Source organism: Geodermatophilus sp. SYSU D01180, assembly GCF_054050415.1.
Genome location: NZ_JBJGZH010000001.1, coordinates 460,416 through 471,261, shown reverse-complemented (window position 1 = coordinate 471,261; position 10,846 = coordinate 460,416). Strand labels below are relative to the sequence as shown.

Genomic DNA, 10,846 nt, shown 5'->3' with positions numbered 1-10,846 from the left:
TCATCACAGGACGGGGACGGACTCGGCGTGGTGGCAGGCGGCCTCGGTGCCCTCCACCAGCCGCAGCGGCGGGCGCTGCTCGGCGCAGACGTCGGTCGCCAGCGGGCAGCGCGGCACGAAGGGGCAGCCGGTGGCCGCGGGCTGCGCCGCGCCGGCGGTGCCGAACCCGGCGGCCTCGCGAGCGGCCCGGCGGGCGGCCTGCTCGGCCGGCCGCGGCACGGGCGCGGCGGCGGTGAGCGCCACCGTGTACGGGTGCCGCGGCGCCCGGCTGACCGCCTCGACCGGCCCGGTCTCCATGACCTGCCCGCGGTAGAGGACCACCGTCCGCTGGGCGAGGAACCGGACGACGCCGAGGTCGTGGGCGATGAACAGGAACGCCAGGCCGTGCTGGTCGCGCAGGTCGGCGAGCAGGTTGAGCACCTGCGCCTGGGTGGAGAGGTCCAGCGCGCTGACCGGCTCGTCGAGGACGACGACCTTCGGGTCGCAGACCAGCGCGCGGGCGATGGCGATGCGCTGGCGCTGGCCGCCGGAGAACTGCGACGGGTAGCGGTCGACGGCGTCGCCGGGCAGGCCCACCGACTCCAGTCCCTGCCGCGCCCGCGCCAGCGCCTCCGGGCCCTTCACGCCCATCAGACGCAGCGGCTCGACCAGCGTCTGGCCGATGGTGCGCGCCGGGTTGAGCGAGGAGTACGGGTCCTGGAAGACGACCCGCAGGTCGGCGACCTGGCGGCTGCGCTGCTTGAGCGACATCCGGGTGACGTCCTGGCCGTTGACCCGGATCGTCCCGGCCGTCGCCGGCTGCAGCCCGAGGACCGCCTTGCCGATCGTCGACTTGCCCGAGCCGGACTCCCCGACCAGACCGACGGTCTCGCCGGGGGCGATGTCGAGGCTGACCCGGTCGATCGCGGGTGGCGCCTGCCGCGCCTTCCGTCCCGACCCGTAGCGCACGACGAGGTCGCGGATCTCCAGCGCGGGCGTGGTGGTGGCCGCGACGGGCGCGGTCCCGGCGGGGGCGGTCATGCGGACACTCCGGCGGTCGGGGCGGGCTCCTGGACACGGGTCTCGTCGCCGGCGGACTCGGGCTCCCACGTGGCGTGCCCGCGGCCGAGCTCGTCGACGCGGACGCAGAGGACGGATCCCTCGCCGTGCGCGGGCAGCGCCGGGAACGGGGCGGTGCACCGCCCTTCCGCGAACCGGCAGCGGGTGGCGAACCGGCAGCCGGCCGGCCAGGAGCCGGGCGGCGGGACGGTGCCGGCGATGGAGGCGAGCCGCTCGGGCACCGGCTCGCCCTCGGGCACGTGGGGGTTCGCCCCGAGCAGTGCCATCGTGTACGGGTGCGCCGGCTCGTCGAGCACGGCCGCGGCGGTGCCGGACTCGACGACCTCGCCGGCGTACATGACGGCGACGGAGTCGCAGATGTCGGCGACAACGCCGAGGTCATGGCTGACGATGACGACCGACAGGCCGGTGTCGCGCACCAGCGCCCGCAGCAGCGACAGGATCTCCGCCTGCACGGTGACGTCGAGGGCGGTGGTCGGCTCGTCGGCGACGAGCAGCTTCGGCTCGCCGGTGAGCGCGAGGGCGATGCAGACCCGCTGCGCCATGCCGCCGGACAGCTGGTGCGGGTAGCTCCTGAGCACGCGCTCGGCGTCGACGATGCCGACGTCGCGCAGCAGGCCGGCCGCCATGCGCCGGGCCTCGGCCCGGCCGACCTTCCGGTACCGGCGGATCGGGCCGGTCAGCTGGGAGGCGACGGAGAACATCGGGTCCAGGGCGACCATCGGCTCCTGCGAGATCATCGCGATCTCCCGGCCGCGGACCCGGTTGAGCTCGGCCTCGGACAGCCCGGCCAGCTCCCGGCCCTGCCAGCGGATCGAGCCGCCGGTGACCGAGACGCCGTCGGGCAGCAGCCCCAGGAGCGAGCGGGCGGTCATCGTCTTGCCGCAGCCGGACTCGCCGACCAGGCCGAGGACCTGCCCCTGCCGCAGGGAGAAGGAGACGCCGGTGACCAGGTCCGGGCCGTCGTCGACGGAGACGGTGAGGTCGCGGACGTCGAGCACCGCCTCCGGGTCGGCGGGCACCGTGGTGGCCGCCTCGACGGCGCGGCGCAGCGGCCGGCGGCGGCGCCTCGGGACGGGCCTCCCGGCGGTCGTGCCCGCGATCGCGTCGGCGAGCTCGTTGGCCGCCACGACGGTGAGCGCCAGCACCAGGCCGGTGGGCACCATCAGCCACGGCGCGTTGTAGATATAGCCCGAGGCGTCCTGGATCATGAAGCCCCAGCTCGGCTCGGGCTCGGCCGGGCCGAAACCGAGGAACGCGAGGCCCGCGACGATGAGCAGGCCGATGCCGAACAGCTGCGCGGCCTGCACCGCCACCACCGTGGCCATCGACGGCAGCACGTGCAGCAGGTTCACCCGCAGCGAGCCCAGGCCGTTGACCCGGGCGGCGTCGACGTAGAGCCGCTGGCGCACCGACTGGGCGACGCCGAGCAGCACCCGGTAGACCGCGGCGGAGATGAGCGCCCCGAGGACGGCCATCACCGGGTAGAGCCGGTTGCCGATGACGCCGATGAGCGCCAGCAGCAGGATCGTCGAGGGCAGCGCGAGCAGGACCTCGGTCGCCCGGCTGATCACCCGCTCCGCGCGGCGGCCGCGCTCGGCGGCGATCAGGGCCAGCGGCAGGCCGATGCCGAACGCGACGACCAGCATCAGCGCCGAGGAGAGCAGCGGCAGCGCGCCGGCGGTGAAGATGCGCGAGAGCAGGTCGCGGCCGAGCGGGTCGGTGCCCAGCCAGTGCTCGGCCGAGGGCAGCGCGAGCCGGTTGGCGGTGTCCTGCTCGGTGACGTCGTAGGGCCGCCACAGCGGGGCGGTGAGCGAGGCGACGACGACGAACGTCAGCCACGCGGCGCCGAAGACCCCGCCGGGACGGCGGAGGAAGCCGGGCAGGCCGCGACGGCGGCGGGCCGGCGGGACGGGCGCGGTGGCGACCTCGTCGGCCGCGACCTCGGCTCCGGGGAGGGGCAGGACGCTCATGACGTGCGCACCTTCGGGTCCAGCGCCGCGACCACGAGGTCGAGCAGCAGGTTGGTGACGACGACGACCACGGTCGCGACGACGACGACGCCGACCAGCGCCGGGAAGTCGCTGGAGGACGCGGCCGCCTGGCTGGCCTGGCCGAGGCCGGGCAGGGCGAAGAGGTTCTCGATGATCACCGAGCCGCCGAACAGCGCGATGAACTGGATGCCGAGCGTGGAGACCACCGGCACGCTGGCGTAGCGCAGCGCGTGTACGTAGCGGATCCGCCACGGCGGCGTCCCCATGGCGCGCAGCGTGCGGACGTGCTCCTGGGCCAGCGCCTCGCGCATCCCGGCGGCGGCGGTGCGGGCGATGATCGCCGTGCCGCCGACGGTCAGGGTGAGCACGGGGATCGCCAGGCTGGTGATCCAGCCGGCCGGGTCGGCGGCGAACTCGGTGTAGCCGGTCGCGGGGAACCAGCCCAGCTGCAGGGACAGCAGGTAGACGAGCAGGATCCCGACCCAGAAGGCGGGCAGCGAGAGCGCGACGCCGCTGCCGGTGGTGACCAGCCGGCCGAGCCGCCCGCCGCGGACGGCGGCCGTGACGCCGAGGACGACGCCCAGCACGCCGGACAGCAGCGTGGCGAGCAGCGCGATCGCGGCGGTGACCGGCAGGCGGTCGGCCAGGTCGGCGCTGACGTCCCGGCCGTCGACGAGGGAGGTGCCCAGGTCGCCCTGCACCAGCCGGCCGACGTAGTCGGCGAACTGCACCCACAGCGGGTCGTTCCAGCCGAGCGCCTCGTTCTCGGCGGCGATCTGCTCGGCGGTGGCCCCGGGCCCGAGGCGGACGGCCCCCGGGGTGCTGTCGCTGGCGTGCACCAGCAGGAAGACGATCACGACAGCGGCGAGCACCGTGCCGACCGCCAGGGCGAGTCGCCGGGCGACGTAGGCGAGCATCTGGGGTCCCTCGTGTCAGTGGGTGGGCGAGGAGGGGCCGGTGGCCGCAGAAGGGTCCGCGGCCACCGGCGGGACCTCAGCTGGCGGGCTGGATCGCCGACAGGACCAGGTAGTTGTTGGTCCCGGCGAAGGCCGGCTCGGAGACCGACTCGGCGTTGTAGCCGGCGTAGGTGAAGTCCTCGTACACCGGCACGAACCAGCCGTTGCTGGTGATGGCCCGGTTGAGGTCGGTCAGGGCCTGCTCCTGGGCGTCACCGGTCGCACCGAGGGCCGCGCCGAGGGAGCCCTCGATCTCCGGCTCGGTGGCGCCCTGCATGTTCATGAAGCCGCCGTAGACGACACCGGCGACGAAGCCCGCCGGGTTGGCGCCGACCGCGAACGGACCCCAGATCACCGGGTCGGTCCGCACCGCGGCGAAGGCCTGGTCGGTGGACGTGGCGGTCGTGAAGTTCAGCCGGATCCCCACCTCGGCCCACTGGCTCTGGATAGCGATGACGTCCTCGTCGGGCTGGCCGAGCACGGTCAGGTTGACGTCGACGCCGTCGGCGTAGCCGGCCTCGGCCAGCAGCTGCCGCGCCTTGTCGGGGTCGTAGCCGAACTCCTCGTCGAGTGCCGGGTCGAAGCCCGGGGCCCCCTCGGGGAACAGCTGCGAGGTCGCCCGCGACCCGTCGTGCAGGTCGCCGACCAGGGTCTCGCGGTCGGTGGCGAACAGCAGCGCCTGCCGCACCTGCTCGCTGGCGAAGGCCGGGTTGGTCGCGCCGGTCTTGTCGGTCACCGGGAAGCCGACGATGGTGCCGCCCACGCTGACCGTGCTCTGCCGCTGCTCGACCAGGTCGATCGTGGTGGGGTCGAGGATCGTGGCGACGTCGGCCTGGCCGGAGACGACCGCGTTGGCCAGCGCCTGCGGGTCGGTGATGACGTCGAAGACGATGCTGTCGTAGACCCACTCGTCGGCGGCCCACGCCTCGTCGTTCTTGTCGAGGGTGTAGGTGCTCGCCCGCGTCGTCTCGTCGGCGTTGAGCGTGTAGGCGCCCGAGCCGTCCGGCGTCGTCTCCAGGGAGGACGGGTCGGCGATGCCCTCGGGCCCGACGATGACGCCGGCGGTGTCCACCAGGTTGTTCTCCGGCGTCGCCTGCGGCTGCGCCCAGGTGATGACGACGGTCCGCGGGTCCTGCACCGTGACGTCGGTGATCTCGCTGGCACCACCCGGTGCCAGCGCGCCGTAGGCCTCGAGCTCGGGGTCGCTGCGCCGGTCCAGGTTGGCCTTGACCAGCTCGGCGTCCAGCGGGGACCCGTCGGTGAAGGTGACGCCCTCGCGCAGGGTCAGCGTGGTCTGGGTGTTCTCGGGGTTGTTGGAGAACTCGGTGACCAGGCTCGGCTCCACCGTGCCGTCGGGAGCGGTCACGAACAGCGCGTCGTAGAGCGCCGCGAAGAAGGTGAACTGCCCCTGCGAGTACAGCAGCGGGTCGTAGCCGGTGGGCGCGGCGTCGGCGTCGTAGGCGAAGGTCAGCGTGCCCTCCTCGCTGGCGCTGGCGGCCCCGCCACCACCGCCGTTGCCGCCGCAGGCGGCCAGCGTGGCGGCCGTGGCGAGGGCGAGCGTCGCCGCGCCGAGGCGGACGGTCGTGGGCCGCGTGCCCGCGGCGCGGGACCGGAAGGTGAGTCGATGCATCGTGTCCTGGCTCCTCATCCTCGACGGACGCGAGGGGTCTGGACGGCCGACCGGCGGCCGTGCGGGCTGCTCCGCCCGACTGCCCCAAGACGATGAGGACGACTGCGCTGTGGCGTCAGGCACAATGCCGGTCAATGGAAAACGAGTGTGGTGCGGGCCTCATCGGCAACGGACGGGCGTCCTCCCGGTGAACGACGGCCCGGTGGACGACGGCCCGGTGGACGCCCCCGCTACGGACGGACCCGGCCCCGAGACGCGGGTCCGCGGCAAGCGGCCACCGCAGGGCGACCCGGTGGTCGACCGCGCCCTCGCCCTGCTCGCCGCCTTCGACGCCACCCGCCCGTCGCTGACGCTGGGCGAACTGGCCCGCCGCAGCGGCATCCCGACCAGCTCGACGCTCCGGCTGGCCGGCCGGCTGGTCGCGTGGGGCGCGCTCGAGCGCGACGCCGAGGGCCGGTTCACCGTCGGGCTGCGACTGTGGGAGGTGGCCTCGCTCGCGCCCCGCGCGCGCGGCCTGCGGCAGGTGGCGATGCCCTTCCTCGGCGACCTGGAGGAGGTCACCCGCCAGCACGTGCTGCTCGCCGTCCGGGAGGGCGGGGACGCCGTGCTGCTCGAGCGGCTCTCGGCGCACGCGGCGATCCCGGTGCTGTACCAGGTGGGCGGGCGGCTGCCGCTGCACTCCACCGGCGTCGGCCTGGTGCTGCTGGCCTACGCCGACCCCGACGTGCAGGAGGAGTACCTGGCCCGGCCGCTGGTGCACGAGCCCGAGCGCACGCCGGTGTCGGAGGCGGCGCTGCGGCGCACGCTGGCCGAGGTCCGCCGTGAGGGGCTGGCCCACTTCCGCCGCCGCGTCCCCCGGCCGATCGTCTCGGTGGCCGCGCCGGTCTTCGACGCCACCGACCGGCTGGCCGCCGCGGTCTCCGTCGTCGTGCCGCAGGAGGGCGCGGACGCCCGCGTGCTCGGCCCCGCGGTGCGCACCGCCGCCCGCGCCATCTCCCGAGGGCTCGGCGCCCGGCGCCCCCTCGGCCCCGGCCGCTGAGGCTGCCCCGCGGGCGTGGGCGTGCAGGAGCGCTCAGGCGGCGGGGGTCAGGAGTGGGGCGGGGACGGTGATCTCGTTGCCGTCCGGTCGGTGGGTGCGCCATCGCCCGTCGGGTTGTCGCTCGACGCGGAACCCGTGGTGGACCTTCGTGTGGTGCCGCTCGCACAGCAGCGCCGAGTTCTCCAGCGAGGTCTCGCCGCCGTCGGCCCAGTGGACGAGGTGGTGGACGTCGGCCCACCAGGTCGGGGCGTCGCAGCCGGCGAACACGCACCCGCCGTCACGCAGTTCCACGGCGCGGCGGATGTGCCGGCTGGCCAGCCGCTGCTCCCGGCCGAGGCCCAGGGGTGCGCCGTCGGGGCCGAACACGACCCGGGCGATGGCGCCGTCGCAGGCCAGCCGGCGGGCCTTGGCCGCGGAGATCACCGCCCCGGATCCGGGCTGCCCGCTGCCGTGGCCGGTGGCCAGGTCCTCCAGCGCGATCGGGGCGATCACCTGAGGTCTGGTGCCGCGCAGCACCGGTGCCGCGCCCGACGCGAGGGTGTTGTCGCACAGCTGCACCAGGGCGTCACCGAGGCGCTGGGCGCGGGTGCGCTCGTCGCCGGCGGGCCGGTCGGCCTGCCCGTGCGCCTCGAGGGCGGTCTGCAGCCGTTCGCCGCCCACGGCGTCGAGGTGCCCGCGGATCGACAGGCTGCCGTCGGCGTGCCGGGACAGCGTCAGCGACCGCCCCTGGGTGGGGTCGGGCTCGGGCCCGTCGAGGTCGAGGTCGTCCAGGTAGTGCGCGACGACCTGCACCAGGTCCTTGTGATCACGCTCGAGGGCCACCTCGGTGAACACCGCGTCGATGACAGCCAGGTCGATCCCGGCGGCCGCGGCCACGGACAGCCGCTCCGGCGTGACCGCCTGCGCCGCGACCGCCACCTGCTCGGCCGACACGAGGCCCGCGTCATGCGCCTCGGCGAGTGCCGGCAGGTGCTCCAGCGCGCGGCCGTTGCGCACCAGCCGAGAGGCCTCGGGGACCGAGAGCCGGCGTGCCCACGCAGCCACGAGGCCATCGACCTCAGGCCGTCCCGTTCCGGCGCCTGCTCGAGTTCGGCTGCCCGGACCCGACGAGCGAGACGGGCGTCGGTTCGGTTGCGCTCGGCGACCAGCGCGGCGACGTCGTCGAGGACGTCACCGCTTCCCTGTCCATCCGAACACATGATCGAAGCCTAGCCGACCAGACAACCTCCCGCGACCTGAATCCGCAGCTCAGCGGCTCGTCCACAGATTCCGACGCGGCCGTTGACGGGGAATCCGCGACGCCTCGCCCTGCCGGCCAATGGCACGGGGATGGCCGGACCGGCCTCGCGCTGACGAAGGTGACGCGGACCACCGTCGAGCCCCGGAGGACCCGTGCCGATCCACCCCGCCATCGCCGCGGACCTTCACCTGCTGGAGGGCATCGAGTCCTTCGAGCGGGGTCTCGCCGATCCGGAGCAGCGCGCCCGCCTCGACGCGTTCATGTCGATCGAGGGCGCCCCGCCGCCGCCCGCCGTCGCCACCCGGCCGGCGTCCGCGCCGGGTCCGCACGGCGACGTCCCGGTCCGGGTGTACGAGCCCGACGGCGGCGGCGCCGACCGCCCCTGCCTCGTCTGGTTGCACGGTGGCGCGTTCCGGATGGGCGACCTGGACATGCCCGAGGCCGACTGGACCGCGCGGCAGGTCTGCGAGCGGGCCGGCGCCGTCGTCGTGAGCGTCGACTACCGGCTGTGCGTCGGCGGGGTCACCTACCCGGTCCCCCACGACGACGCCGTCGCCGCCGTCCGCTGGGTGCGCGACTCCGCCGCGACCCTGGCGTCGACCCCGCGCGCATCTCCGTCGGCGGCGCCAGCGCCGGCGACAACCTGGCCACCGGGGCCGCGCTGCGGCTGCGCGACGACGACGACTGGGTGCCCGCGGCGCTGGTCCTCGCCTACACGACGCTGCACGCGGTGGTCCCCGCGCCGTCGGCCGCGCTCGCGGCGCTCATGGCCGAGGTCCCCCGGCTGCTGCGCTTCCTGCCGGAGGACCGGGCGTCGATCACCCGGAACTACCTGGGCGGGCCGGAGAGCCGGGCCGACGGGTACGCGATGCCGGCGAACGCCGTCCTGGAGGGCATGTGCCCGGTCCTGCTGCTGAACTCCGAGTACGACGACCTCCGGGCCTCCGCCGAGGCGTTCACCGCGGCGCTCGCGCTGGCCGGCGTCGACGTCCGGCAGGTGCTCGTCCCCGGGATGCTGCACGGCTTCCTCAACGTGCCCGCGGCCGACGTCGAGCCGGTCGACCGTGCGCTGGCGCTCATGGCCGAGACGGTCGTCGGCGAGCGCGTCGTCGTCCCGGTGTCCGCGTGACCGTGCCGGTCAATGGAACGGGCCTGGGGCGCGTGACCCGGGTCACGGATGCTCGGGTGGTCACCGCCGACCCGACCCGGGAGTGCAGATGAGCTTCGAGTACCTGATCGACCCGGAGAAGGGCCCGCAGTGGAAGGGGCTGCTCCCCGGCAAGCCGGTCCCCTACGTGCTCAAGCGGGGCGAGGGCGAGCACGCGATGCTCTTCGGCGACCTGTTCACCGTCCTGCTCTCCGGCGACGAGACCGAGGGCCAGTTCGGGATCATCACGAGCGAGTGCCCCGCCGGTGAGCTCATCCCGACGCACGCGCACGCCGAGACCCACGAGACCTTCGGCATCCTCGAGGGCAGGGTGCGGCTGTTCTTCGAGGACGCCGAGGGCACCAAGCAGTCGCAGCTGCTCACCCCTGGCGACTTCGGCTTCGTGCCGGCCGGCTTCGCGCACGCCTACCGGGTCGAGGAGGCCGCCCGGATCATGGGTGTCCTCTCCGGCGGGTTCGAGCGGTTCTTCCAGCACATGGGCACGCCGACCGACCACCCGACGACCGATCAGCCGCCGTTCGTCCCCGACTTCCCGCGCATGCAGGCAGCGGCGCAGCAGCACAACATGCAGTTCCTGCGCGACTACGAGTGGCCCGAGCAGGCCTGAGTCCCGCACTCCCCGACCGGGCGCGGTCCCTCCCAGGGGCCGCGCCCGGCGTCCGTTCCGAGGAGGCCCCGTGCCCACGCCCGCCCTGCCGCTGCCGCCGCCCGCGCACGCCGCTCCCCTGCCCGCGCCGTCGCCCGGCCCGGACGGCACCCGCGTCCTGTCCGGGGTCGCCTACGCGGCGCTGCCCGGCACCCGGCCGCTGGAGCTCGACCTGTACCTGCCGCCCGGCGACGGGCCGCACCCCGTCGTGCTGTTCCTGCACGGCGGGGGCTGGCGGCTGGGCAGCCGGCACTCCGGCGGGCCCGCGTATCCCGGCCGCACGCTGTTCGAGCGGGTCGCGGCCGCCGGGATCGCCGTCGCCAGTGCCGACTACCGGCTCTCCGGCGAGGCGGTCTGGCCGGCGCAGCTGTCCGACGCGAAGGCCGCCGTCCGCTGGCTGCGGGCGCGCGCGGGCGAGCTCGGCGTCGACCCGGACCGGGTGGCCGCCTGGGGCGAGTCCGCCGGCGGGCACCTCGCCGAGCTGCTCGGCCTGGTCACCGACCCGGCCCTGGAGGGCGACGTCGGCGTGACCGGCCCGTCGAGCGCCGTCGCCGCGGTCGCCGCCTGGTACGCGCCGGCCGACCTGGCCGGCTTCGCCGGGGACGCCGGCGCCGACCCCGCCGACGCCACCACCCGGGAGACGCAGCTGCTCGGCGCCCCGCCGGCGAGCGTCCCCGACGCCGCGGCCCAGGCGAGCCCGGTGACCCACGTCCGGGCGGACGCGCCGCCGGTCCTGCTGCTCCACGGAACCGGCGACCGGTTCGTGCCCTGCGTACAGAGCGAGCGGCTGGCGGAGGGCCTGCGGCGTGCCGGGGCCGACGTCGAGCTGCACACCTACGACGGCGCCGACCACATGTGGCTGGGTGCCCCGGACGCGGCCGCGGACGCGCTCGCCCGGACGACCGCCTTCCTGCGCGCGCGGCTGCTCCCGTCCTGATCCGGAACCACCCGGGACCGCTTGCCGGTCAATGGAATCGCCCCTCGGCAGAGTGACCCCGGCCACCCATCCTCGACGTGTCCGGGCGTGGCCCCCGAGCCCACCGGCCCCCTGATCTCCCCGCCCCTCCCCCGCCTTCCGCGCGCGACAGGCGACCGAGGGCGGCACCGCAGTCCG

Annotated in this window: 8 protein-coding genes and 1 pseudogene; 4 read left to right on the top strand and 5 right to left on the bottom strand. The window is 75.2% G+C overall.

The window, feature by feature from the left end; all coding sequences use genetic code 11:
• Nucleotides 1–3 precede the first annotated feature (3 nt).
• The 4 genes from ACI8AA_RS02065 to ACI8AA_RS02050 form a co-directional block, all read right to left on the bottom strand.
• Nucleotides 4–1,020, bottom strand: a complete 1,017-nt coding sequence (locus ACI8AA_RS02065; RefSeq protein WP_457042854.1) for an oligopeptide/dipeptide ABC transporter ATP-binding protein — start codon at nt 1,018–1,020, stop codon at nt 4–6.
• Nucleotides 1,017–3,032, bottom strand: a complete 2,016-nt coding sequence (locus ACI8AA_RS02060; RefSeq protein WP_457042853.1) for a dipeptide/oligopeptide/nickel ABC transporter permease/ATP-binding protein — start codon at nt 3,030–3,032, stop codon at nt 1,017–1,019. The genes ACI8AA_RS02065 and ACI8AA_RS02060 overlap by 4 nt, the downstream gene beginning before the upstream one ends.
• On the bottom strand, nt 3,029–3,970 hold the full coding sequence (locus ACI8AA_RS02055; protein ID WP_457042852.1) for an ABC transporter permease: 942 nt from the start codon (nt 3,968–3,970) through the stop codon (nt 3,029–3,031). The genes ACI8AA_RS02060 and ACI8AA_RS02055 overlap by 4 nt, the downstream gene beginning before the upstream one ends.
• A 76-nt stretch (nt 3,971–4,046) precedes the next feature.
• On the bottom strand, nt 4,047–5,639 hold the full coding sequence (locus ACI8AA_RS02050; RefSeq protein ID WP_457042851.1) for an ABC transporter substrate-binding protein: 1,593 nt from the start codon (nt 5,637–5,639) through the stop codon (nt 4,047–4,049).
• A 217-nt stretch (nt 5,640–5,856) separates the two neighbouring features.
• Here ACI8AA_RS02050 and ACI8AA_RS02045 point away from each other — a divergent pair, with 217 nt between their 5' ends.
• Nucleotides 5,857–6,678: an IclR family transcriptional regulator gene (locus ACI8AA_RS02045; protein WP_457042850.1), complete on the top strand. Its 822-nt coding sequence runs from the start codon at nt 5,857–5,859 to the stop codon at nt 6,676–6,678.
• A gap of 33 nt (nt 6,679–6,711) precedes the next feature.
• Here ACI8AA_RS02045 and ACI8AA_RS02040 read toward each other — a convergent pair whose 3' ends face one another.
• Nucleotides 6,712–7,722 (bottom strand): DUF222 domain-containing protein, encoded by a 1,011-nt coding sequence (locus ACI8AA_RS02040; protein ID WP_457042849.1) that lies wholly within the window; start codon nt 7,720–7,722, stop codon nt 6,712–6,714.
• A gap of 456 nt (nt 7,723–8,178) precedes the next feature.
• On the opposite strand from ACI8AA_RS02040, the pseudogene ACI8AA_RS02035 reads away from it, so the two are divergent.
• The 3 genes and pseudogenes from ACI8AA_RS02035 to ACI8AA_RS02025 all read left to right on the top strand — a co-directional run bounded on the left by ACI8AA_RS02035 (nt 8,179) and on the right by ACI8AA_RS02025 (nt 10,669).
• A pseudogene (locus ACI8AA_RS02035) lies at nt 8,179–9,047 on the top strand (alpha/beta hydrolase).
• A gap of 88 nt (nt 9,048–9,135) precedes the next feature.
• Complete coding sequence (locus ACI8AA_RS02030; RefSeq protein ID WP_457042848.1) at nt 9,136–9,693, top strand: quercetin 2,3-dioxygenase; 558 nt, start codon at nt 9,136–9,138, stop codon at nt 9,691–9,693.
• 70 nt (nt 9,694–9,763) lie between these two features.
• Nucleotides 9,764–10,669, top strand: coding sequence for an alpha/beta hydrolase fold domain-containing protein (locus ACI8AA_RS02025; RefSeq protein WP_457042847.1), 906 nt, complete (start codon nt 9,764–9,766; stop codon nt 10,667–10,669).
• The last annotated feature ends 177 nt before the right edge of the window (nt 10,670–10,846 follow it).

Coding starts and splice junctions, on each gene's coding strand:
- ACI8AA_RS02065 (WP_457042854.1), bottom strand. CDS start 1,020: ATGACCGCCCCCGCCGGGACCGCGCCCGTCGCGGCCACCACCACGCCC.
- ACI8AA_RS02060 (WP_457042853.1), bottom strand. CDS start 3,032: ATGAGCGTCCTGCCCCTCCCCGGAGCCGAGGTCGCGGCCGACGAGGTC.
- ACI8AA_RS02055 (WP_457042852.1), bottom strand. CDS start 3,970: ATGCTCGCCTACGTCGCCCGGCGACTCGCCCTGGCGGTCGGCACGGTG.
- ACI8AA_RS02030 (WP_457042848.1), top strand. CDS start 9,136: ATGAGCTTCGAGTACCTGATCGACCCGGAGAAGGGCCCGCAGTGGAAG.
- ACI8AA_RS02050 (WP_457042851.1), bottom strand. CDS start 5,639: ATGCATCGACTCACCTTCCGGTCCCGCGCCGCGGGCACGCGGCCCACG.